Origin of the sequence: Hydrogenophaga sp. A37 (assembly GCF_002001205.1) — a bacterium.
Taxonomy (GTDB): Bacteria; Pseudomonadota; Gammaproteobacteria; order Burkholderiales; family Burkholderiaceae_C; genus Hydrogenophaga.
Genome location: NZ_MUNZ01000069.1, coordinates 25,249 through 50,596, shown reverse-complemented (window position 1 = coordinate 50,596; position 25,348 = coordinate 25,249). Strand labels below are relative to the sequence as shown.

At 61.1% G+C, this 25,348-nt stretch carries 12 protein-coding genes and 1 pseudogene; 4 read left to right on the top strand and 9 right to left on the bottom strand.

Annotation, left to right across the window (positions count from 1 at the left end):
• Both B0E41_RS27315 and B0E41_RS05050 read right to left on the bottom strand, forming a co-directional pair.
• A pseudogene (locus B0E41_RS27315) lies at window positions 1–651 on the bottom strand (hypothetical protein); the annotation flags it as partial.
• Between the two features lie 982 nt (window positions 652–1,633).
• Window positions 1,634–3,811, bottom strand: coding sequence for a PKD domain-containing protein (locus B0E41_RS05050; protein WP_077329591.1), 2,178 nt, complete (start codon window positions 3,809–3,811; stop codon window positions 1,634–1,636).
• A 1,415-nt stretch (window positions 3,812–5,226) separates the two neighbouring features.
• Here B0E41_RS05050 and B0E41_RS05045 point away from each other — a divergent pair.
• The 4 genes from B0E41_RS05045 to B0E41_RS05030 all read left to right on the top strand — a co-directional run bounded on the left by B0E41_RS05045 (window position 5,227) and on the right by B0E41_RS05030 (window position 10,562).
• Entirely contained in the window at window positions 5,227–6,123 is an 897-nt protein-coding gene (locus B0E41_RS05045) for a glycosyltransferase family A protein (RefSeq protein WP_077329589.1), read from the top strand.
• A complete protein-coding gene (asnB, locus tag B0E41_RS05040) occupies window positions 6,123–8,081 on the top strand; it encodes an asparagine synthase (glutamine-hydrolyzing) (RefSeq protein ID WP_077329587.1) in 1,959 nt (652 codons plus the stop codon). Before B0E41_RS05045 ends, asnB begins: the two co-directional genes overlap by 1 nt.
• Window positions 8,078–9,292 (top strand): glycosyltransferase, encoded by a 1,215-nt coding sequence (locus tag B0E41_RS05035; protein WP_077329585.1) that lies wholly within the window; start codon window positions 8,078–8,080, stop codon window positions 9,290–9,292. Before asnB ends, B0E41_RS05035 begins: the two co-directional genes overlap by 4 nt.
• Window positions 9,293–9,446: 154 nt before the next feature.
• Window positions 9,447–10,562 carry a polysaccharide deacetylase family protein gene (locus B0E41_RS05030; RefSeq protein ID WP_171984670.1) on the top strand — a complete coding sequence of 372 codons (1,116 nt, stop codon included), beginning with the start codon at window positions 9,447–9,449 and terminating at the stop codon, window positions 10,560–10,562.
• A 177-nt stretch (window positions 10,563–10,739) separates the two neighbouring features.
• Here the strand turns inward: B0E41_RS05030 and B0E41_RS05025 are convergent, their stop codons facing one another.
• The 7 genes from B0E41_RS05025 to B0E41_RS04995 all read right to left on the bottom strand — a co-directional run bounded on the left by B0E41_RS05025 (window position 10,740) and on the right by B0E41_RS04995 (window position 25,334).
• On the bottom strand, window positions 10,740–13,148 hold the full coding sequence (locus B0E41_RS05025; RefSeq protein WP_077329579.1) for an AMP-binding protein: 2,409 nt from the start codon (window positions 13,146–13,148) through the stop codon (window positions 10,740–10,742).
• Window positions 13,149–13,376: 228 nt separating this feature from the next.
• Window positions 13,377–14,186 (bottom strand): hypothetical protein, encoded by an 810-nt coding sequence (locus B0E41_RS05020; RefSeq protein ID WP_077329576.1) that lies wholly within the window; start codon window positions 14,184–14,186, stop codon window positions 13,377–13,379.
• A 61-nt stretch (window positions 14,187–14,247) separates the two neighbouring features.
• Window positions 14,248–15,702 carry an undecaprenyl-phosphate glucose phosphotransferase gene (locus B0E41_RS05015; RefSeq protein WP_077329574.1) on the bottom strand — a complete coding sequence of 485 codons (1,455 nt, stop codon included), beginning with the start codon at window positions 15,700–15,702 and terminating at the stop codon, window positions 14,248–14,250.
• A 141-nt stretch (window positions 15,703–15,843) separates the two neighbouring features.
• Window positions 15,844–16,611, bottom strand: coding sequence for a hypothetical protein (locus B0E41_RS05010; RefSeq protein WP_216350732.1), 768 nt, complete (start codon window positions 16,609–16,611; stop codon window positions 15,844–15,846).
• A 155-nt stretch (window positions 16,612–16,766) separates the two neighbouring features.
• Complete coding sequence (locus B0E41_RS05005; RefSeq protein WP_171984669.1) at window positions 16,767–22,817, bottom strand: non-ribosomal peptide synthetase; 6,051 nt, start codon at window positions 22,815–22,817, stop codon at window positions 16,767–16,769.
• A 46-nt stretch (window positions 22,818–22,863) separates the two neighbouring features.
• Window positions 22,864–24,111: a glycosyltransferase gene (locus tag B0E41_RS05000; protein WP_077329567.1), complete on the bottom strand. Its 1,248-nt coding sequence runs from the start codon at window positions 24,109–24,111 to the stop codon at window positions 22,864–22,866.
• Window positions 24,112–24,281: 170 nt separating this feature from the next.
• Window positions 24,282–25,334 (bottom strand): glycosyltransferase family 61 protein, encoded by a 1,053-nt coding sequence (locus B0E41_RS04995; protein ID WP_171984668.1) that lies wholly within the window; start codon window positions 25,332–25,334, stop codon window positions 24,282–24,284.
• Window positions 25,335–25,348 lie beyond the last annotated feature (14 nt).

The window sequence follows — 25,348 nt, the reverse complement described above, 5'->3', positions numbered from 1 at the left end:
AGCAGGAGCAGGAGCAGGAGCAGGAGCAGGAGCAGGAGCAGGAGCAGGAGCAGGAGCAGGAGCAGGAGCAGGAGCAGTTGTTGTTGTCTTGGAGAGGAAGCACGACTTCGCCGTCAGCGGTATGGGATCGCCAAAGGTGGCGTTCGTGCAGCTAACCGGGCCGGTCAGCAGCTTGACAGTGAATCGGCCAGCGGCGCCGTAAGCCACGTATCGCGACCCGGAATAGGTGCAAACGTTGCCTTCAGAGGTGCAGGCTGTGCTGCTGAATGACTGACCATTGATGATCTGTGTGCCAGTCGACGCTTTTCCGAGAGGGCCAGCTTCCGCTTGTTCCAGGTCAGAGGTGGTTGCCACGACTTGTTCCAGGGTGTAGGAATCTTCGCCGGCAGTTCGCCCCGGGACAGATGCAATTGCTGCGCCTGTTTCCGACGTGTTGACGTCCTCGCCACCTGCTCGTTCCAGGCCAGAGGCCGTGACTGCGGCTTGTTCCGAAGTGACGATCTCCTCGCTGCTGCCGCCACAGGCACTCAATCCAAGTGCGCTGACCAATGCGATCAGCAGCACGGAGGGGGTTGGACCAGTGCCAGAACGCACTGCTTTCTTCCCATTGGGCAATATCGCCGAAGGGAGGGTTAACTCGGAATAATTCATCTTGCGACTCGTGAAGTAAATTAGCGTACAGTTTCAGGGTGGGCGGTGTGGTCTGGTGGAACTAAAAGCACAGCGAATTCTGGTCAATAATTAGTTTCTACCTGATCACTTCCGGGCGTATTGATATGTTCAAGTGCTGCGAATATATCGAAAACCATGCCGATACATTGACTTGAATTCGATGAACTGCGGCTGTCAGGCGACATGCGGCGAAACTCAACTAGATCTTATAAATGTTACCAAGCTCACAATTGGAAACAGTTAAATCGATTTAGTTAGTCTGAAATTTCGAGATAGTTCTAAGGATTTGAAAAGGGGCTCCATGCCTTGTGTAAATAGGAAAATGCCAGATCTTTGCTGGCAGGCTTTGATCATTCCCGAATCGATGCAGATCGAACGGTTTCAATTTTAAAGTGGTGGCGGTGCCAGCATGTAGCCAAATAATTCTGGCTTGCATTTGTCGTGCGGCAATTGAATTACTTTCCGCCTGTTTGGATGTCAGATGAAATGTGCTGTTACCTTGGTTTCAGCTGTATCGTTCTGAAATCACATCTTCGCCTCTTGATGGAAAGGCCTGACATACTGGCCTGCCCTCCATCGGCCGCGGCTGGCTGACCGCAGTGAAGTGGATCGCTCACATGGGAGGTGCAAGGACAAGTTAAGAGCAGATGCCCCGAAGACGTGATCTCCGGAGCATCCCTGGCCTTCTGTAGCGTGCCTGGACTCGCGAAAGAGCCGGGGCTAAGCCCCCAGGTGGGGTACACAGGTCAGGGGTGGTCGCCCAACCGCGCGTGCAAATATGGCAATGTCATCGGTGCTCGCAACAGGGGCTTGAAGTTGTCGCCTTTGTATGCACCACTCATTGCGAACTCTGCGGGTACAGTGATCACAATGCATCCATTGTCGATGCCATGCTCACAAAGTCTGACGCGTTTGCTGGACTGAGTCGGTTTAGCTGAAATTCAGCTGAATCCGCGGCCGTTCACTGGTAATAAAACGGGCCGACCCAATTGGAAGGCAGCAACTGGTAGGAATTGTTGTATTGACTGATGTTGGGCGTACCGCCATCGGCCCGCGTGTTGCCACGCGAAGTCATTCTTCGGCCCATGATGATGAACTCGGTGTTGGTATTGGGGCCACGGTGAAACACGTTGCTTTCAAGGACCACATCCTCCAGACCTTCACGGCTGTCGGAGCCATTGTTTTGGGGACCGGCAACCCCCGTCCACGAATTGTTGTCCGTGGCATCGCCCAGACGGTTGTTGCCAATGACAATCTGCCGCGAGGCCCAGGTGGTTCCTGAAATGCCATAGTTGTCATTGAAATCACCCAGCCCGCCAGAGTGCACCTTCAATGCATGCCGGATCCCATCGGCAGATCCACCGCGAAGTGCGTTGTGTGCGATATACCCCTTGTGCATGGCCCACAGGCGAACCGTGTGTTGCTGGGCCGTTCCCATGTCGTTGCCCATGACGACGAAGCGAGTTCCCAAGCCAGCCATTCCCATTTGCGGATTGGATGTGCTTCCACGGAGCTGATTCTCCACAACGAAAAGCTCTCTGGGCTGGAAGTACTGGCCGGGAGACAGTGAGTTGCTTTCAACCACATAGCCCAGCGCACTGGCGATATTGATCTGCGCCACGATGGTTCCGCTGGTGGGCGGGTCGAATGTATTGCGGTACAGCAGCAGTCGGGCCATCGTTGAGAACTGCTCAAATCCTTGAAGAATGTTGAGGTCCATGATGGAGACATCACGCGGGAAAGCGGTCGAAGTGGGGCGAACCGTGCCAACCACGACGCTGCTCACGCGCGGTTTCGCCCCAGTGCCAAAAGCCCCCACCTGCACATTCTGGCTTCCGTGCGGAATGGAGATGGAGCCGAACGTTTCACCCCTGCGAAGCAAAACACGGCGACCATTGAATGTGGCCGAACTGGGCAGCGTGGTCACGCGGGAAGCACCCGTGGGGCAACCAGTGAAGTTCGCTGCAGCTGACACGCAGACCGTTCCGGTGCTGGCGTACACGGCATTGGGGTCAAGCACCTGAACGGTCATCGACCTTTCCGAATAGCCGCCCGCCTGGTCGGTGGCACGAACCCGTACCTGATAGGTGCCAGGAAGATCAAACACGTGTGCGGAAAGCGGTCCCCCCGACTGAGCGTTCTTCGGGAGGCCCGATACGGGCCAGCTCAAACCGCGGTCATCACCGAAGTTGAATGAATAGCGCACGTGATGAAACGGGTGCTGGCTGGGCAGGCTGGACGTGGTGCCCGTGGAATCAAACTGAACCGCCAGCGGTGCGGTGCCGCTGAGTCGTGTGGCTGCAAGTTGGAGCACGATCGATTGGGAGGTGCCCGTCGCGGGTCCTGGCTGGGGTGATTGTGGCTCGGTGCCGCTGTCCAGCACGTAGTAACCAATGCCTTCATAGCGGTAGGCATTGCTCATATTGGCCTGGATGTTGGCCTTCTCGCTTTCGCTGGCGGTGTAGAAGTGAAACCCTTTGCCGGGCACATAGAAGCGGTGGAACGCCACCAGCCCCTGCCCAGCCACTTGGCTGGCATGGTAGGCCACACCTTCGTAGGTGTAGTGCCGCGAGGTTGCCACCAAGTTGGCGCGCTCGGCCTCGCTGATGGTGTAGAAGTGAACACCGGTTCGGGTGTTGAAAAAGCGGTGCACCGGCGAGAGGCCCGGCGAGGAGGAGCCGGCCACCCAGAAGGCCGGACCCTCCAGATTGAAGGGGGATAAGAAGTCGTCCGCGACACTGTCTCGTTCAATGGTGCTGATGGTGTAGAAGTGCGCGCCTGTGCCGGGGTTGTAGAAGCGGTAGGCCGGGATCCCCACCACAGCGGCTTTGCGAGCGATGGCGCCGGAGACGTAGGCCTCTTTGGTGGCGATGCTGCCCGGTAGCAGATTCTCCAACGGCTGTGAAGCGTCTGCCATCTGAGCCTGGGACTCTGCCTGGGCGAGTGTCTGGGCCGTCAGCTGGGCGTTGTGCGCGGATGTGTCTTCCGCTTCACTGCTCTCTTGGGTCATCGGCGTCGAAAGGGTCTGCGCACCGTTGGCCGAGGAATCGGCGGTGCCGGTTCCGCCACAGGCCGCCAGCAACAGGGCCAAGGTGCAGGCAAGGCTGGCCCGAATCCAGCCGTTGTCAGGTGTTGTCATGCTTGTTTCTTGGAGCGTGTTGACCGGCTTTATCGCGGACATGGGCATAGCGTGAAGGCAGCTTGGCAGCCGCCTCATCACGATTCTGGGATTGGGGGGGCTCACCAGGAGCAGCGTCAACGCCACCACTCCGATGCGTGAGAAACAAGAATGCAAGCGAACAAAGTGACAGAAATGAATGCTTTAGAAGCAGTCACGGAAGTCAATGGCGTGTTCATGGAATTGATCAGGATGTTGCTCGTTGAGTATCGGGCGCCATGCCCGTCGCATAGGCCTCCGGACAAACTGGCTGAAGCGCGGGTAGGAAATCAGTGTCACTCGCAGAGCCATCGGCCGTAAAGATCGTAAAGGACAGGCGGATGAAACCACCGATTCAGCGGGGTATCAATGCGTAAGCGGGTCTGCGTAAACGGGTACTTCGCCGCAATAGGTTAATGCGTGTAACTATATGTGCGATCTTGACCGCCTTTTGTTGGCCAACATCGACGGAGTCGACGGAGGGCTCCGCGCAAGTTTCGCCTCTGTCCGGTGGATGAGCGACCCGTTGGGTGAAGTCAGGTGTGTAACAAGAAAAGCTTACTGATGATTTCTATTGGTAACTCGCCGCTTCTGCCCCCTAGATGTGGCTGATGGGGGCCAGATGGCTTGTTCTCGTTGACCACGGGCATCCTTCCCGCGTTGTCGGCGCCATGGGCGCTCGTATCTGCCAGGGCCTGCGGTGAACCACTTTGGCCTGGGCCAGCCGTTGGCGGTTTTGGCCAGGCGCCCATGCGGCCCACCGATGGCTCGATCTCAACAGCGGTCCCAGTTGTACATGTACTGGAAAAGTGCTTGGTAACTTGAAAAGCTCGTCGGCCTTGTGCGTTCTGGTTTGACTTCGCTCTCGCCGGCATCAATCTGATCGCGTTTGACCGATTCATTGATCGTCTGTAGCGTGCAATCGATGGGATTTTTTTGAGTGGCATGTATTGGTCAATCGTTGAAATTCCTGTCTTAGGTCAGTGTCTTGATCCAATTTTTTGCCCAATGGTGCTATTGCGCAGTTTCCCCCCGAATTGAGGAGGTCACCGCCGTTTCATCCTCGGCCATTTTTCGCCAGCGCTCGTCAGGGGCCAACGCCCAAGGCACGTGCAAGGCGATGCCCGTGATTGAAGGCGGTGATCGTCGCCGTCCGACACGCTTCCAGATTCTTTGGCGCCGGGGCAGCAGAAAACTGTTACCTTTACCATTGAGCCTACGGCGTGAGTAGGTATGGACCTCACCCGTCGACCGAATCACGGGTTCCGGCCTTAGGGGCCGTCTCTCCGCCGTCTGGCATTCTTGTGTTCCATGCTGCTTCTTCAGGGATTTACGCGTGTAAGAAGTCGGCTTGGGTGCGTGCTGAGTCCTTCTACCGTTCTGCGACCTAAATTGATATGACCCAGCGCTATGTTCTGATCTCGCCGTGCCGCAATGAGGCGCACTACATGCGCCAGACGCTGGATACCGTCGTCGGCCAGTCCCAATTGCCCGCGAAGTGGGTCATTGTTGATGACGGATCGAGCGACGCCACGCCGCAGATCTTGGCGGAATACGCCGCCCGCCATCCTTGGATTGAGATTGTCACGCGCCAGGACCGTGGCCATCGTGCTGTGGGGCCGGGTGTCGTCGATGCGTTCTATTCGGGGTATGGGGCGATCAATCCGAGTGACTATGAGTTCGTGTGCAAGCTTGATCTGGACTTGCGGCTGCCGCCGCGGTACTTCGAGATCCTGATGCAACGCATGTCCGAGGACCCGCGCATCGCGACTTGCAGCGGCAAGGCCTATGTGGAGGAGGGCGGTGAACTCATTCCAGAGCGCCACGGCGATGAAACGTCACTGGGCATGACAAAGTTCTACCGCGTCAGCTGTTTTGAGGCGATCGGCGGGTTCGTTCGTGAGGTGATGTGGGACGGCATTGACTGCCATCAATGCCGCATGAAGGGCTGGATCGCCTGCAGCTGGGATGATCCGGCGTTGCGCTTCGTGCACTTGCGACCCATGGGGTCCAGCCAGGACAGCATTTTCACCGGCCGCATGCGCCACGGTTACGGTCAGTACTTCATGGGCACCGGGTTCCTGTTCATGGCGGCCAGCGCCTTGTCCCGCGTGAACCAGAAGCCCTACGTGATGGGCAGCGCTGCGATGCTGTGGGGTTGGCTGAAAGCGGCGCTGCAACGCAAGCCGCGTTACGAAAACCCCGAGTTTCGGCGTTTCCTGCGTGCCTATCAGCAACGCGCACTGCTCGTCGGCAAGTCCCGTGCCACCCGCGAACTGATGGGGCGGTCCTGATGTGCGGCCTTGCTGGAATTGTTGGACGGGTTGGTGAGGCGAATCGCGCTGCACTGCGACGCATGACGGATGCCATGGCGCATCGCGGACCTGACGGTGACAGCCTGTGGATGGGCCCGGCCGATGCGCGTGGCTGGGGCGTCATGCTGGGGCATCGGCGACTGTCGATCCTTGATCTGTCGACGGCCGCGTCGCAACCGATGGTGGATCCGCAGCGTGGCGATGTCGCCGTGCTCAACGGTGAGATCTACAACTACCTCAACATCCGGGGCTCTCTCGAAGCGCAGGGCCATACCCTTTGGTCAACTGGCGACACGGCCGCGATGCTGCGCCTTTTGAGCCTGAGGGGATTCGACGCGGTGCGGGAGCTGCGCGGGATGTTTGCGATCGCGCTGTGGGATCCGCGGCGCGGCGAGCTGCTGCTGGCGCGCGACGCGCTGGGGATCAAGCCCCTGTACTTTGCGCGCAATCCTGATCCTGCGGGTGAATGGTCTTTCGCGTTCGCGTCGGAGGTTCGTGCGTTGCTGCGCTCGGGCCTGCTGCACAAACCTCGACTGCGGTCTTCCGCCGTGGCGAGCGTCGTCTGGAACGGGTTCACCGTCGCGCCCGAGACCATCGTAGACGGCATCGAATCGCTCTTGCCGGGCGAAATGCGGGTCTATGCGCAGGACGGTATTGAGCTGCAGCGGAAGCGCTACTGGACCCAGGCCGAACTCCCCTGCTCCGGGTCTGCGACTGACCAGGATGTTTCACTGGCGCTAGAGGACAGCGTGCGACGCCATCTTGCTTCTGACGTGCCGCTCGGGGTGTTTCTTTCAGGTGGGGTTGACTCCTCCGCGGTCGCCAATGTGGCCAAGCGCGTGTCGCGTGACCCGGTCCACTCCTTCACACTGGCGTTCACCGAACAGGAGCGCAACGAGGGTGACATCGCGCGCGCCGTGTCGAAGGCGATCGGCACGCAGCATCATGAGGTCGTGCTGCGACAGGAAGACTTTCTCGACCGACTGGATGAGGCGGTTGGCAGCCTTGATCAACCGAGCTTCGACGGCTTGAACTCGTTCTTCATGTCGCAGGCGGTGGCACAGGCCGGTTTCAAGGTGGCGCTCGTGGGCAGCGGCGGTGACGAAATGTTCGGTGGATACACGTCGTTTCGCGACCTTCCTGCGATGGCTGCCTGGTCGCGTCGCCTTGGGTTCATGCCGGAGGGATTGCGGAACATGGCGGCGAGATCATTTGCGGCGTGGAAGGCGCCCGCCGAAGGCCCATTCCCGCCGCAGACGCGCTGGGCAAAACTGCCGACGATGGTTGCTGCGCGAGACGACCGGCTCGCGCTCTACCAGTGTGCGTATGCGTTGTTTCTCCCTGAAACCCATCGCCGATTGCTGGGAACCGCCGCTGACGGATTGGGGAACGGCTATGTCGGTTTGCCGCCAGAGATGGTCACCGTGCTCCGCGAAGAGACAGCGGGACGGACCGATCTGGCGGCGATCGCCGCGCTTGAGCAACGACTGTTTCTCGGAGAGCGCCTGCTGCGCGACGCCGACTCGACGAGCATGGCGGCGTCGATCGAGATGCGCCTGCCACTGGTCGATCAGCAGTTGCTCGAAACCGTTGCAGCCGTGCCGGACGACACGCGGTTCCACCCGGTACGGTCGAAGGCGATGCTGCGCCGTGCGGGGCTCCGAGGGCTGGATCCGGCGCTGTTCGATCGGCCGAAGTCAGGCTTTGAGTTGCCGTTCGATCACTGGTTGCGTGGCGCGCTGGGCGCAGAGGTGGATGCGGTTCTGACCGACCGCAGCTTGATGGCGAGCGTCGGCCTTTCGCCGCAGGGGGTGGCAGAACTCTGGCAGGCCTATCGGTCTGGCGCGCCGGGTCTGTACTGGACGCGCATCTGGTGCCTTTATGCACTGGCGGTGTGGGCGCGTCGACAGGGTCTTTCGATGGAGCTTTCGTCATGAGGATTGCGTACCTGATCAGCGAGTACCCGAAGGTCAGTCACAGCTTTATCCGTCGTGAGATTGCGGCGCTGGAGAGGCAGGGTGTCGAAGTGCTTCGATTCGCGATCCGCGGCCCCTCTGACGGGAGTCCGGATTCCGCCGATGTCGAGGAGTTGAATCGCACACGGTATGTGCTGGGCGCAGGCTTGATCGCGACGACTGCACATGTCCTGCGGGCGCTGGTGCGGCGTCCGGTGGCTTTTGGTCGTGCTGCGTTCAGTGCGCTGCGATTGTCCCGTCGGGCTGATCGCGGCCTGGTCCATCACTTGGCCTACTTCGTCGAAGCCTGCATTGTGGGGAACTGGATGGAACAGAGCAAGGTGCCTCACCTCCATGCGCACTTTGGCTCGAATCCGGCGGCGGTTGCGATGCTCGCCGCGCAGTTGAACGGGGGCACGTTCAGCTTCACGGCACACGGCACGGTGGAGACGGATGCCGCTCGGTTCATCGGCATCCCCGAAAAGGTCCGTCGCGCTGCGCACGTTGTCGCCGTCAGTGAATATGGGCGGAGTCAACTGTGTCGCTGGGTGGATCCGCCTCACTGGAAAAAGATTTCGGTGGTGCATTGCGGACTTGATGAGGGATACCGTGACGTTCCGGCCCAGGGGTTCAATGCGGTTCGGCGATTTGTCTGCGTCGGTCGACTGAGCGCGGAAAAGGGCCAGTTCGTGTTGATTGATGCGTTGAGTGAGCTTCGCCGCCAGGGCGTGGATGCCGAGCTTGTGCTGGCGGGTGACGGGGAGCTGAGAACAGAGATCGAACGCCATTGCGCAGCGCGTGGTGTGGCCGATCTGGTCCGGATCACGGGGTGGATTTCGGGTGCCACCGTTCGCAAGGAAATTGAAGCTTCTCGCGCACTCGTGCTTAGCAGCTTTGCCGAGGGATTGCCGGTGGTGCTGATGGAGGCCATGGCTTGCGCGAGACCGGTGATCGCCACTCGCGTGGCCGGTGTGCCCGAACTGGTGCGCGACGGGCAGGACGGATGGCTCGTGGCGCCGGGCAATGCGATGGAGCTCGCGGCTGCGATGCGACGGTGTCTTGAGGCAGATGTTCCACAGCTTCAAGCCATGGGGCATGCGGCCCGATCACGAGCGCTCGACAGGCATGACGTTGATCGTTCGGCACAGCAACTCAAGCAGGTCTTCGAACCATTCTCCGGGGCAAAAGCATGATCGCGAACATCGACTTCTGGCCGCGCTGGGGCACATCAGCGTTCCAACCCCAGTCAGACAACCGCATGCCCGATGGCATGGCACAGGACGAAGGGAAGTACTTTGGGCGTTTGCCTGCGCGCGACGGGCAAGCTCCAGCGAAGGTCGTCGCACCATGAGTGCCATTGCTTCATTCAAGGCCTTGGCGCGCGACACTTGCAGTCAGGTCCTTTCTCGTTTTCGGTTGACGGCGCCCGAAGCGCGACTGCACCAGCGGCTTTCCATCATCACCTTTCACCGGGTGCTCACTGAGCCACAACGTCAACGCTACCCATTGCCAGGGCTGGCCGTCACACCGGACGAACTGGACGCCCACTTGAAGTTCGTGACCCGTCACTTTCGATGCCTGTCGCTCAATTCGGCGCTCGAACTCTGGGGCCAGAACCGCGACGCCGGTCCACCACTTCTGGCCGTCACCTTCGATGACGGTCAACTCGACAACTACCAGAACGCGCTCCCCGTCCTGGAACGACATGGGGTGACCGCCAGCTTCTACGTACCCAGTCAAATCCTGGAGAACCAGGCGCCGCTGTGGCATGACGCGATGGCCACTTCTGTCGCTTGGCTGACCTCTCACCTGACCCACCAAGCCGTGTTGCCCGACCCTTCACAGCTCAAGGGCGCTGGTGAGTTGCTGGCCAAATTGAAGTCTGGCGGGGACCTCGAGCGCTCGGTCGGCCACACCACTGTCGAGGTGGCACTCGAAGCGACCAAACAGTGGAGCCCTGCGCAACGTGAAGACTGGATGCTGCGAGCCCAGACAATGCTGCCGCCGCCTGCGCGGCACAGTTGGGACGGTTTCATGACGGTGGCGCAAATGAAAGACCTGATTGCTCGCGGTCACGAGATCGGCAGCCATTCGCACTCCCATGCGCTCCTGCCGCAGTGCACGGCCGATGAGCTGCGGGCGGAGATTGCAGGCTCCAAGCTGAAGCTCGAATCCGCTCTGGGCTCGCCCATCACCACGTTCTGCTATCCCAATGGCTCTACCGATGAGCGATCAGTGGCGCTGGTGCGCGAGGCCGGCTATCGCGCCGCCGTCACCACCCAGTGGGGCAGCAACGCTCGGGGAGCCGGTCTCTACACGCTGCAACGGTTCAACATGAACGCCAGACACGCACAAGACCGCCAAGGCCGCTTTTCCGAGGCTCGCCTGGCCTGGCGGATGAGTGGTTGGCACCCCGGACTCACCGGAACAAAACAGGATCCGTACGGCAGAGCGTCTGCGTGACGAAGATCCGTGACCCGTCAAGCGAACAGGCCGTGCCGTGCACCATCGGCGATCAACGCCGGTAGCGACTGCATCACGCTGGGGTTTGCGCCACAAAGAGGATAAATTTCGCCCACGGGGCTGCCGGGGACCGGGTGCCCCGGGTGCGGCACGCGCCGTGCCATTGCGGCCTTTTCTCTATTGGGCCCAACTCACCAATCGCACGAATCTGCGTTTTGACCACGCATACATATGGGTCAGGGCGACGCCAGCAGCGATTGCCAAAATCAGCGACAACCATGGTTTGTTCTCGCCGAACAATTTGGTCACGATGGATATCATCACTTCGTGGCTGAGAAAAATAAACAGCGAGGCCCCCGCGATCTCCGAAATCACCACCTTGGCCGGTGCAGGCACGGAGAAGGCTCGCACGAACAACACGAGTGCGCAGCCACCACCCACGTAGAAGGCGGCAGTGGTTGGACCCCAGAAGAACAACGCCAGCACGATCGATACGGCCAAAGCCAAGAGCCGGGTGCGCAAATCATTCGCAATCGCCAGAACGATGCCGAGGGAGAAGGCCCATGCATAGTTCCATGGCGTTCGCCTGTAGTTGTAATCGGCGTCCCAGAGCATTTCGACAACTTGACGGAAAGCGACTGCTGCTGCGAGCAGGACAAGTGCGCTGATCAGCGGACGCACACGGAACGACTCTCGCACTCGCGCGAAAGAGAACATCAATGCAGCGAGCAGCAGCAATTGTGTGTATATCTCAATGAAGTAAAAGAGAAACCCTTTTAGCGTCTCCGGATCGAGAAAGTTGGAGATCAGCAGCAGCTGTGACAGTTCAAATTTTCTGGTGACCAACTGCAAAAATGCAACGATGAGAATGGTCGGTATTGCCACATGCTGAATGGTTCCAAGCAAGGTTCGGATGCTCCCGGTGCGGATGATTTCAGGCAGTTGAAAGCGGGTGACTGAATAACCCGCAAGCAAAACCAAAAAATACGCCGCCCCCCAGTTTGGGCTGTAGACAAATGCATCTGTGTGCAAAGCCACGATACAGACGATGAAAAACGCGCGCGCAAATGTGATCGATTCCAGCTGGCGCCAAATGGACTTGCTTCCCGTGCCGATATGGCGTTGTAAATCTGAAGCGCTGAGCTTTTCCCAACCCATTGGTAACGGTCCAAACCGCTGCTCGAAACTCAGGGAGAACTGTATGTAATGCAGCGAGTCCCCCCCAAGAGACTCGAAGGTATCTTCCGGCTGAACCGTTTGACCAGGGAATTCGTGTTTGAACAAGGACACCACGTCGTTGATCTTGCCGGCGGGCAAGTGGGTGTCGGTGGGACCCGCAGCGGGTCGTTGTGAAATGAACTGCGCCGCGAGCACACTTCGCTGCACTTTGCCTGTGCCAGTGACGGGTATGGCATCCACCGCCATGACCTGCAGCGAGCTGCCGGCCTCGATTCCCATGTCTCGCAACGCGGCCATCGCCACATCGTGCATTCGCTTGGTTCCGGATGGATCGGTTTGCACCGCGACCAAGATGCCCTCGCCGCGTTGAGCATCAGGAATTTTCGCCACCGCAATCTGCGCACCCGGTTCCAGACGGGAGCGAATGCGCTCTTCAAGCTGGTCGGGAACGATCTTCAGGCCGCCGCAGTTGATCAGGTCGTCCGCCCGGCCATCGAAAAACAGATGGCCATCCCGCATGTGGCCAAGATCGTTCGTCTGCAACCAGCCGTCCGAGTCCAGCAAGTCATGCAAACCGTCGGCATCGATGCGTGATTTCGCGACATGCGGTCCGCGAATCCGGATGCGGCTGTCCGTGCTGAGCTGCACTTCGGTCCGCCCAATGGGTCGTCCGACGGATCCCAGCAGATCCATGGGTGCGTCGGAAACCTGAAGGAAGGTGCTGCGCGAGGCTTCGGTCAGTCCGTAGTGCTGCACGATGAGCGCATGGGGGAACAGCTCTCTAACGCGGCGCTTTTCCTCCGCAGTCATGTGCTGCGAGCCGATTTCCATCCAGCGTAGGTGCTGGCCCGCCTCACCGATCACTTCGGGCGCGGACAACAGGATGCGAAGCAAAGTGGGCACCGCTGAGAGCGCATTGACCTCACCGGCGGCGAGCATGCGTGCCAGTTCGAGGGGATCGAAACCGCGAGGAGACAGGTAGGCCCGCCCGCCGACGGCACTGATGGCCCGGTAGCGCGCCATGCCGAAGCTGAAGGTGGCCGGTACACCCACGTACTCACGGATGTCTGCGGTCATCTGCATTTGTTCGATGATTCGCTCAGCAGCGTCCGCCAGGTTGGCGTAGGTCAGCAGGATGCCTTTCGGTTGGCCTTCGGTTCCTGAGGTGTAGGTGACCTGCGCGGGGAGATCGTCGTGAATCAGGGCATGCTGAGCCGCAAACCAGCCCGACTGCTCCTCGGGAACGATGCAGCGGTCAATGGTGATGCCTGACAGGTTCTCGGCTTGAGCTTCGTTCTTCACCGTTACCAGCGGTCGACGTGCCTCGTACAGCGAAAACACCTGCTCGACGAAAGCGATCGAGTTTTTGGCGACCACTGCGGTGGCCTGCAAATTAAGGACATGCATCTTGGGTTCTCGTGAGAGGGAGATTAAAACTGCAGCCGCCTCTGAATTCAGCTAGATTTCCTGCTATAGGCAAGAGCAAAGATTGCGAAATTGTTTGACACAGTATGCGACGAGGGCGTGACCCGCCCATGCCTTCGCACCCATCAAAAGTGGAGGTCACCTGATCAGCAGCCCCCGCTTCGACCGACCGATGCCTGAAGCTGAGCATCAGCGACGGCCGCACGCTGTTCAGGCCTTGGTGCCAAGCAGATCCGGGTGCCCCAGCCGATGCAACAATGCTTGCATCACCGACGGGTCCTGAAAACCACTGGCGAACTTACCGTACAAGGACCGTTTGAGCAGCGGAAATCCAGCATCCAGCATCTGTTCCGGGCAGTTCAGGCACAGGTCCTGGTAGCTCGAGCCGTCGGTGTACCAGAAGGCGCCCACGCTCATGTGATGGCTGGCGACGCGGGCCAGACGGGTTTCCTGCAGCAAAATGACAGGCCCTGAGGCGTCGTAGCACCATTTGGTGGATATCACGGGGGCGACCGCTTGCAGGAACTCGGCGTTGAGCTGGCGAACGATCAGGGCAAAGGACTGCAGGTGGTTTTCCTCCATCGAGCTGGCGCTCAATCCGGAAAGACGCCACCGGGATTTCTCGATGAAGGGTGTCAACGGTGCGAAGGGGCCCAACATCGAGTCGTTGAATACCATGACATCGGAGTCCGGTGCATGTCGCGCCAGTTCGGTCAAGCCGATTGCGTACGCCGAGAAGTCAAAGCCTTTGACCGCTTTCCAGCAAAGAGCGTCGCAATGGTTCTGGAGTTCTGCCAGCACCGGGTGATCGGGCGGGCAAGCGCAAACGATCATGAGTTGGGCATCTTCCACCGCCAGACGCTCCAGCGTGAAGCGGTGCTGCGGCGACAGCTGCCCCTGGGGCAGGTACATGAAGTACATCAGCCACTGGCCGGTGGTCGACGGGGGCGCCAGCAGCTTCCAAGCCGGCGCATCCAGACGGGCCCGGCGGGCGACCCAGCGACGCAACACGATTCCCAAGCGGGGTGTGCTGGGAAGGTAGTTCCAGTGCGTCTGGGCGCCGGGAACCGGACGAACAAGTTCAGTAGGCATTCTTGCCCGTCAGCGCACCCAGGGTACGCAGCAAGATGGTGAAGTCGAGCCACAACGACCAGTTGTTGATGTACTCGATGTCCGCCTCGATGCGCTGCTGCATGCGCTCGATCTCCTTGGTTTCGCCGCGCAGCCCACGCACCTGGGCCAGGCCAGTGATGCCGGGCTTGATGTTGTGTCGCGCGAAGTAAACGTCGATACCCTTGGAGTACTGTTCGTCGTGCTGCACCGCGTGTGGCCGCGGCCCCACCAGCGACATCTCCCCGTTGAGCACGTTGAAGATCTGAGGCAGTTCATCCAGGCTCGTCTTGCGAAGGAAGGCCCCGACGCGGGTGACTCGGGGGTCGTTTCGGGTGGCCTGCTGAACCACACCGGCATCTGGCTGGTGCACGAACATGCTTCGGAACTTCCAGATGTGGAAGACCCGGCCACTCCAGCCCTTGCGCGCTTGGCGGAAGAACACCGGTCCCGCGCTGTCCAACTTGATGGCCATGGCGATGAGCAGGAGAACGGGCGAAATCAGGATCAGAATGAGGGTGCCCAGAATGCGATCTTCCAGGGCCTTGAGCAGCAGCCTAGTACCGGTCAGAGGGGTTTCCGACAGGGTCAACACCGGCAGTCCTGCGATCTCCCGAACGCTGTGGTTGACCAGCAGGAGTGAAAAGATGTCTGGCACCCAATGAACCGCTACCTGGCGGTCCAGCAGCTGGAAGTACATGTCCTCGATGAGGTCTGATTCGCCCAGAGGAATGGCGAAGTAAACGGTGCGCACATCATGTCGGTCGATGATGGCCAGCATCTCGTCCAGAGGGCCGATGATGTTGGGTTCCTTGAGGGTGCCGAAGTCAGAGGTTTCGTAAAGGGATGCACCCGTCTTCCCGCTGCGACTCTGGGCCGCCGAAGGCAGCTGCAGGCAGCCCACCACGTGCTGGTTCAACCAGGGGTTGCCCGACACCTTGTTCTGTAGGTAGCGCGCGAGCTTTCCCGTGCCGACGATCAGCACGTTTTCAGCCGGCACCGCGTGGCGCATGACGCGGGTCTGTGCCTGACGGCTGAGGTACTGCAGCAGCACCTGCAGCAGGTAGCCCCCCACATACAGCTGCCCCAGCAACAGACGGGAAAATGTGTCTGTCTGCTTGGTCGCGAAGCCGACAACCAAAAGGAAACCGAAGGCCAGCGACCAGGCCTTGAAATGGGTCAGGGCCTTGCGCGTGAAACTGCTGTTGCTGCGGTAGACGCCGAATTGGTCATAAGCAAACAGCATGCCGATGGCCAGCAGCAGCAGCATCATCGAGTAGTCGGCCGTGAGTCCGCCGACTTGCTGACGGATCAGCAGCAAGGCAAGCCCCAGCACGGCCACAAGATCGAGCACGGTCTGTACGGCCGTGGAGATGCTGCCGCGGCGTTTGAGGATGGATCTGGGGGGTCGCTTGGGGAGGACCATGGCGAGGAAGTATAGGTGTGCGATGGCTTTCAGCGCCTGGCGAAGCCAGCCAAGCGTGATGGATCTGCCTCAGGTATGCGGATGTTCACGCTCATGGCGACACCCGTCACAGACTTTGACCAGCATTGAGTTTCAGGGCCATCAACGCTTGTTCTGCGCGACGCCGGTCTTGGGGTAGCTGGTCACCACCGACCAGACCACCTGGCTCATCAGCTGCGCCAACTCGGGCGAGATGGGGGGCAACCGGGTGCCGTCGACCAGCTGAAGATCAAGCGGCTCTGCGGGGGGCGGGCGGTGATAGAGCACGGCATAGTGGGTCATGGCGACCAGGTAGTTGCCCAGTGCACTCAGGTGAATCATGTCGCGCTCACCCTTCTCGTTGAGAAAGAAGAGATCTTCACGCGACCGGAGGCGATCCACGCCCCCTCGGGTTTCGATCTCCCGGACCAGGCGGGCCATCACCTGCCCAGCAGGAATGACGTACACAGGACCTCCGGTGTCCCCGTGCGCCAGTCCCTGTGCCAACAGCACGCCCTCCCAGTACAGGCCCAGGTCTTCATCCACGCGCTGTAGCCATCCTTTGGGGTCGTTCAGTTCGTGCCACGTTTCGTAGAGATAGACGCGGCTCCGTGGATTGGCGGCCCGGGCGGCACGGGCCCATTGGCGGATGTATTTGGGGCTGTCGTGGTATTTGATTGCGTCTTTGATTTCCACAGACTCGGTCAGCACCAGCACGTCGAATTGGCCACTGTCGACGGCCTGACGGGCATCCTGATAGCGAGGATGGGCATTTTCCACCTCGAATCCGTTCACGGGCACATCCGGTTCCCAGTGCGACCTCAGCGAGGCACCCCACCCGAGCTGAGAACGGTGATCATGGCCTTTCCCAGCCAACTGCTCCAGCAGCATCGGGACGTCCTTGTTGACCAGGCTGTGGCCGATGTGAAAAACCCGCAGGGGCTTGTCCGGGGGGGGCAGCGGTTGCGTGTACAGGGCGGAGAGCTCGGCTGGGTCCAGGGTCTTGTGCCAGTCGCAGGCACTCAGGACGAAGGCCAGGAGGTATTTCAACGAATGTCTGAGGCGCATGGGGTGGACATGGAGGAGGGGTGTTGCGGTGCGGTGCTGCCCATTGGCCCGGCGAGGGAACCCGTGGATTTGGCCTTGGCAATGTGCTGGCGCACAAGGGATGCCAACACCTCGACGTTGGGCGGCTCCAGGATGTCCATGTGTTTACCCGGCACGCGTTCCACGGTCAACCCTGGCACCAGTGAACGCCAGCCGTATGCCGGCGCGGTGGAGGCATCGTCACCCGCCTGCATGAACACCACGGGCAGGTCGCTGGGCACGGCGTCGTAGGCACGGATGGCCTGCGCGTATGCCTGAATGCGCCGGCTCCCGGGCTCGTGGCGATGCTTGGTTTGGTGTCGATAGACGTTGTAGATGTGAAGGAGATGCTTCAGACCCTGGCGACGGAGCAGCCGCAGGCGTCTGAGCACACCCGCCACCAGATGCTTGAAACCACGCCCGGGCAGCTTGGAGTCGAGCAAGACGATCAGGCCAATGTCTTCGCCTTCCTGTTGCAGACGCTGGGCCACCTCGAAGGCGAGCGGGCCGCCGATCGAAAAGCCACCGAGAAAATAGGGGCCGTGGGGTTGAATGCCGCGGATCAGCGCCAGGTACTCCAGCGCCAGCGTCTCTACCGACACTTCAGGCGGCGCAACGTCTGCCGGCCAACGCAGCAAGTCGATTTCGGTTTGCGAGAACACGCCGTACACCGGCATCGCCGGATCCAGTTGCTGCGCGAGACGGCGGTACATCTCGGCACCCGCCAGCAGGAAGAGCCCTGGCCCGCTCCCATGGGGCTGCAGCACGGCCACGGGGATGTCCACCGTGTCCTCTGCCTGCGTTTGCGCAAGCGCTGCGGCCAGCTCTGCCACCGTCGGGTGCTGGAACAGCAGGGCCAGCGCACAGGGGCGTTTGAGCGCCGTTTCAATGCGGCTCACCACGCCCACGGCCAGGATCGAGTGCCCGCCAAGGTCGAAGAAGTTGTCGTGGATGCCAAGTCTGTCGGTCTGCAAAGCCGCTTGCCAGATCGCGAGGAGGGTGGTCTCGGTGGCGTTTCGCGGCACTGCTGGTGGTGCGTTCGAACCCGCTTGACCGCTCGGCGGCACCGGAAGGGCCCGGCGGTTGGTTTTTCCGTTGGGCAGCACGGGGATGTTGGCCATTTCGACAAACAGGCCGGGCACCATGTGATCGGGCAACCAGCGTCGCAAGTGCTCGCGCAGGGCTTCGCGCGAGGGCATGGACCCGTCAGGCACCACGTAGGCCACCAGCCTGGCTTGGCCTGGCACATCTTCGCGCAGCATCACCACCGCGCGCGCCACGGACGGGTGGCTCAGCAGCCTGGTTTCAATCTCGCCAAGCTCCACCCGAAACCCACGCAATTTGATCTGATCGTCCAGCCGGCCACCATGTTCCAGCGACCCGTTGTGCCGCCAGCGCCCCCGGTCACCCGTGCGGTAAATGCGCGCGTGAAGAGGATCCTGATGGCCCGTCTGCTCAATGAATCGCTCTGCGGTCAGTGCTGCGAGCCGGTGGTAGCCGAGGGCGACGCCAGAGCCTCCGATGTAGATCTCTCCAGGAACACCAATCGGGCAGGGTTGAAGGTGTTCGTCGAGCACCTGGATCGAGGTGTTCAACACGGGGCGTCCCAGATCGATGGCTTGAACGGCGTCCGGTGACACCCGCCAGCAGCTCGACCACACCGTGGTTTCGGTCGGTCCGTACATGTTCCAGACCTCGCCACAGCGGGCCAGCAACTGTGAGGCCAGGCTGGGGGTCAGGGGCTCTCCGCCCACCAGCGCCTTGAGCTGAGGGTTGCCAGCCCAGCCGGCCTCCAGCAGCAAATGCCACCGCGAGGGCGTGGCTTGCAGCACCGTGATGTTCTCGCGCACCATCATCTCGGCCAGCGCGCGACCATCGGTGACCTGGTTTTCGCCCGCGACGACCACGGTGCCGCCCATCCCCAAAGGCAAAAACAACTCCAGGACCGCGATGTCGAAACCAGGTGTGGTCACGGCCAGAAGGCGGTCTTGCGCGGTGAAGCCAGGCGTGTGTGCCATGCTGGCCAACAGGTTCACCACCGCCCGGTGCGGCACGGCCACGCCCTTGGGCTGCCCCGTGGAACCCGAGGTGTAGATCACATAAGCGGGATCTTCGGGATGCGCATCGAGTCGGGCATCAGCTGGCAGCGGATCAGCGGCGGTGCCTGCGATCAGCGCGCTGTTCCCATCGATCAGCAGCCGCGGTGGCTGCTCGCCTGCCAGCTTCACCACACTGTGGGTCAGCAGCAGCGCCAGGTCGGCATCGGCGATCTGGTCGTTCAGCCGCTGGCAGGGGTAGTCCGGGTCCAGCGGCACGTAGGCAGCCCCTGTTTTCAGGACGGCCAGCAGCGCGATGACGAGGTCGTGGCTGCGGGGCAGGCACACACCCACGCGGGTGCCACGCGCGATACCGCGCAGGCGCAGCAGCCTGGCCAGCCGGTTCGACGCCTCGTCCAGCTGCTGATGGGTCAATTGCACGCTGCCGAACACCAGGGCCACCTGCTGCGCGGATGGCTGCAATCCGTTGGCCACCCACTCGGCCACCGATCGGGCCGTTGGCGCTTCGACGGCCCCGAGCGACCATTGCTTCAGAAGGTCGCGCTCTGCGTCGCCCAGCAGCGGGAGCGTGGCCACACGGGTTCCCGGTTCGCGTACCGCGGCACGCAGGATGTGCTGCAGGTGCTCCCCCATGCGTTGCACGGTTTCGGGCGCAAAAAGGTCGGTGGCGTACTCAATCACGAGGGCGTGGTCGTACAGCATGTCGGCCACAAACGTCAGGTCGAACTGGGTCGACGCCCGGTCGAAGTCGAGCCGGGACCACGTCAGCCCCTCGAAGTGGCAATCTCGGGCCTGCGAGTTCACCATGTTGAACATCACGTTGAACAGCGGTTGCCGGCTGCCGTCAGGCTTCGCAGCCAGTTCGCGCACCAACACCTCGAACGGCATGTCCTGGTGCGCGAAGGCTTCTAAGGAGACTTCGCGCACCCGTGACAGCACGGTGTGGAAATCCGGGTCGCCGTTCAGGTCGGTTCGGAACACCAGCGTGTTCACAAAGGTGCCGATGAGGTTTTCGGACGCGAGGTGGTGGCGGTTGGCGATCGGCACGCCAATACCGATGTCGGTCTTGCCCGTGTGCCGATGCAGCATCACGTTGAGCGCGGCGATCAGCACCATCGAGAGACTGGCACCATGGGCCGCGCCGAGGCCACGCAACGCCACGATGTGGTCGGGGTCCAAGGGCCAGCGCAGCGAGGCACCCCTAAAACTTTGTGCCAGCGGCCGCGGAAAGTCGTAGTTGAGCGGCAGCGGCTCCAGGCCGTCCAGGCGGCGCGACCAGTAGGCCAGTTCGTTCGCTCGCCGCTCGCCTTCAAACCAGCTCCGGTGCCAGCTCGCGTGGTCCGCATACTGGAGCGGCAGACTGGGCAACGCGGCTTCCGCGCCGGTCCGAATGGCGCTGTACCGCGCGGCCAGTTCCCGGCCCAGTTCGGCGAACGACCATTGGTCGCTGATGATGTGGTGCATCACGATCAGCAACACGGCATCCTGTTCGGCGATATGCACGACCTGTGCGCGCAGCAGCGGGCACCGATCCAGCCGGAAGGGCTCGGCAGTGACTTGGGCCAGGTGGCGATGCAACACACCGTCGGACACGGGTGCTCCGTCCAGGGCCAGCCGCACCTCGTCGATCAGCGGAGGAGGGGCCGACACCACTTCACCCCATGCGCCTTCAGGTGACTTGATGAACCGGGTTCGCAGGATTTCATGGCGTTCGACCACCTGCTCCAGTGCCGTCTGCAGCGCGGCGAGATCGAGCAGGCCCCACAAGCGAATGGCCAACGGCACGTTGTACGCGCTGCTGTGGGGCGCCAACTCGTGCATGAACCACATGCGCTCCTGCGAGTGGGACAGCGTGACCCGGGCTCCCGGCGCACGTACACCGTGCCGCGTCGCTGGCCCTACCGTCGGGTGGGGACGCGAATGGGACAGCTGCTCTTGCGCTTGACCCACCCGGCGTGCCAGTCCGCGCACCGTGGGGCTTTCGAACAGGGCGCTGATGGGCAGTTCAACGCCCAGCCTCGTTCGCAGGCGCGATACCAGCTGGGTGGCCAGCAGCGAGTCACCGCCCAGGTCAAAAAAGTTCGCGTCGGGTTGAATCCCATCGTGCTCGAGGACATCGGACCACACCTGGGTCAGGGTATCGATGAGCGGCGCATCAGCGTCGCCGTTCTGCGGCAACGCCAGAAGCGGTGGCGCCTCGGCCGCCAGCCGCAGGGGCTCCAGCGCTCCTTGCAGATAAAGCCGCCGCGCCGCACCGCGCATGGGCTTGCCGCTGGACGTGCGCGGGAGGGCGCCGGCTGGCAACGGCACGATGTCGTGCAGGTCCAGCTGGTGCTCGATGCCCACCTGTTCCTGCACACCGTCGAGCAGCTCACGCACCGCATCCGGCGCGGGTCGTCGGCTGCATTCGACCAGCATGACCGCGGTTTCCTTCAGACCTTTGTCTACCGAGATCGCGATGACACCACCCGAACGGATGTTCGGGTGCGACGCCTCTGCTGTCTGCTCCAGGTCGTGCGGATACAGGTTGCGCCCGTTCACCAGGATCAGGTCCTTGAGCCGGCCCGCGACGAACAACTCGCCTTCATGCATGAAACCCAGGTCACCTGTGCGCAGATGGTGCGTTGGGTCGGCGCCCGCATGGGCCAGGGTGGCGCCAAAGTGCTCGGCCGATGCTTCAGGTTGTCCCCAATACCCTCGACCCACGCTTGGCCCTGCCACCCAGATTTCGCCGATGCGATGAGGCAGGCATGGCACCGAAGTGTCAGGGTCGACGATGCACAGCTCAAAACCCGGGAGCGGGGGACCACACCCCACCAGGGTTCGGGTCCCGGGCGCCCCCAGAAGGGCATGCTGCACCTCATGGCGTTCGATGGCTTGCGCGTCGAGGGTGAGCTGCAGCAAAGGGGTGTGGGTGTCCCGCACGGTGACCGCCAGAACCGCTTCGGCCAAGCCGTAGGAAGGTGCCAGTGCCGCGTTGTGGAAGCCAAAGGGCGCGAAGGCTTCGGCGAAGGCGTTCAAGGTGGTGGCTCGCACCGGCTCCGCGCCACAACTGGCCACCTGCCAGTTGTCCAGCCGGGCGGTCCACCCGGGTGCGCGGGCCAAGGCCTTCACGCAGGCAACGTAGGCGAAATCGGGGGCGCCACTGTGCGTCACGCCGTGTTTCTCGATCGCCTCCAGCCACCTCAAGGGTCGCAGCAGGAACTGCGCGGTGGGCATCAGGAACGCGGTTGCACCCGAGTACAGGGGCTGGATCACGCCATGGATCAGCCCATAGTCGTGGAACCAGGGCAGCCAGATCAGCCCCCGCTTGCCGTGGGTGTCCAGCCTGCGCATCAAGGCAGCGCATTGCGCGAGCACGTTCCCGTGGGTGATCTCGACACCTCGCGGGGCACTGGTGGAGCCGGACGTGTATTGCAGGTAGGCCGCGTCCGCTGGACCTTCCCATTGGGCGGCGGGCACGGCTGGGTCGACCCCCTGCGGCAAGGCCAGCAGGGTCTGAAGCGAGTGCCAGCGCACGTCGGGGATCTGCCCGCGACCGGTCTCAACGTGGCTTTCATGGGTCAGGGCCAAAGCCACGTTCGCATCGACCGCGATCCCTCGCAGCCGTGCTTCACTGCCCCTGACATTCTTAGTGTCCGGTGCCGGTGCTGGGATCGGAAGGGTGCGGGCCAGGATGCAGCCCCAGAACAGCTGCACCGCCTCCAGGTCGTTGCTGAACGCCAGCAAGACCCGGTCACCGGCCTGGGTCAGCCCGCGCAGCTTGCGGGCAATGGTTTCGGCAGACTGGCCCAGCGCGGCGTAGCTCAGCGCTTGGGCGGGCTCAAGATCGCTGCCCAGGAACACGTAGGCCGGGAGGTCTCCGAGGTCCGCTGTCCGCTCACGCAGCAGCTCTCGAAGAGTGATTCTCTGAGCTATCGGTGTTTGAGCGTCGCAACTGTCTTTCGGCGACATGGTTTCTACCCGGTGCATGGTCCCGTGATCCCTTTAGAGCTGGAAATCATAGGTAGGTGCGAATCACTTCGCTTCGATGTCTGAACACTTCCACATCGTTGAAGGCGCTGCCATCCAGCGCGGCCTGACCGATTAAATTGGACAAGCGCTTGCGGTCACCCGCCAAGCCAACCAGAGATGACACCAGGGCCTTGACATCATCCTTGGGAGACAACAGACCCCCTCCGTTCGCCGAGATCAGGTCTTGGGGAAACGGGCTGTCGTACCCGATGATCGGGGTGCCAGACACCAGCGCTTCGATCAGATTCCTCGGCGACTCCGGCGTTTTGTGGCAAAACACGAATAGGTGAGCCTCTCGGAGTGCTTTCAGAATGGCCGTTCGGTCTCGCACGAAGCCGGGCAACGTGATCTGCTTCCCCAACCCCAAACGGCCCACCGCTGCCTTCATGGTCTGCAGGCGTTCTCCCTCACCCAACCAAGTTGCATGGAAGTCGATGCCTGCCGATTTGAGACCGGCCATCACTTCGATCCAGTCATCCGTTCCCTTCATGGCGTCGGCACGACCGAGATAGCAGATGTTCAGGGGTCCGTCCAGGACACGATGAAGCTTGCGATTGAGCTCGTCGGCGGGAATTCGATCCTGCTCGCGCAAGTGGATATCGTGAACGATTTCGGCTGCTTTGGCGTAGGGGGCATATGCGGCGTGGGTTTCCGCTCCGTGAAAAAGGCCGACAGTGGCTCGTCGAATGATGGCGCGCTCCAGCATGGCCATTGGACGGTGATACAGAGAGGCTCTCAAGCGTGCCTTGGCGCTTTGCGCAGTCTGCGCTTGGTGGCGGACGACCTCTGATTCCACTCGGTCTGTCCAGACGGCAAAGCGCCTCCCTTTTCTATGGGCCTCGATGGCAGCGACGGAGCCCCAGTCGCCGAACAGGCCACCGATAGAGAACGACAGGTAGTGCGCACGGTCAATGAGTTGCGCGATCTGTTTTCGAACCGACCAGTAGTGGATGAGAAATTGATCGGGACGGTAGGTGGTGGGCAGCGCCACCATTTCCACGCGGCTCAGATCAATGCCAGACGATTGAACGGGGATCCAACTGGGCGGTGCCGCACCGTGTTCGAGTGGATGCATCACGATCACCCGGTCAAAGTTCTCCGCCCAAAGTCGCAGACCATTGCATGCTTGGTCCTCAAGCAGGTAACCACCTTTGCCGGGGTAGATCGGAACAGGTGCGTACAGCAGCAAGCTGTTGCTAGGTATCGACATCTCAGTTCTTTCGTTGTACTTCATGCAGCTGATCTGGACGGACGCCCTGTTGGGATCCGTGGTCCTCAAGTCGTCGTTCGCGCGAGAACACAACTTTGAGCGCGAACTCAAACGCCGCAATAAGCACTTGGCCCAACTTGTCTTCAGCGATTGATCTCACGGTTGGGCCAATGAGCAGGCCATTGGGGCCGGGATCATTCGCATTTGTCTTCTCTCTGGCGCTCGGCAAGATCCAGGGTTCTGAAAACGTCGTCCACGTTGACGTGGTAGCCATGTTCGACCCGGTCAATCACCACGCAGCCCCATTGAAGTTCAATTGCTCTGGCATAGCCCAGCAAAACCACTGAGAAGCGATCAGACGGTATCAGTGAAATAAGGGATGCCCCCGGGGGGAGGGCGAAGGTGAGATGACACTGCTGACTGCCTTCGATACTGACCACGGTGCGCGCATGTCGAAACCGCTGTTGAATGTCGGAGACGCTGGCCCCTTCGAGATCAAAAACCTCGAACCCCTTGGCTGTGAGTGCCCGCATGAGTTCGTCTTCGTTTTCAATCAGCCTGGCAACACCGCTGTGTCCACGCCGGAAGTACACGGCGCTGCCCGGTGCATAGCGATCACCATCAGGAATGGCTGCTGCAAGCCGGGTTCGCAATTCGGCAATGCGTGCTCGCTTGGAGGGACCTTGGCCGTAGTCTTGGTAGCAGTGGAGTTCACGAGCCAAGTACACGCTGGCGGGTAAGGGGCTGAGTCCGGCTGCCTTCACATAGTCTGTGGCATGGCTGCCCTCGGTACCCACATCGAGAAGCAGGCCTTCATTCGGCTGGGCCAGCAAAGCGCTCGTGTACGCGTCTTGCAGCCAGTGGCCGAAGTACCGGTGGCTCACACTGGACATGCAGTAGCTCAATGATGCCAATTCGGTGATGGGCTGGATCAAAAAATCCGGCCGATCTATTCCCTTCTTGCGCCATGCACCACCCAGCACATCGAAACCTGCATCGTGCACGATGCAGTTGGACAAGGTGTAGCGGATGGTCGGGGCGTGTCGCACTTCGGTGATTTTGAGGATGGCCAGTTCATTCGCAAGGGTGTCGAAGCCCTGGATAGGTGCCGTGGCTTTGTCCAATTGCCCCTCAAGATACGCGAGCGGTTTGCATGGCTGGGTCTCCTCGGGGCAAATCACTTCGGCGCTGATGCGATCGAAATTCAGGTTGGTGGGTTGCCGTAGAAGCTTCAGTCCAAAATTCACGAGAGGGTTCAACC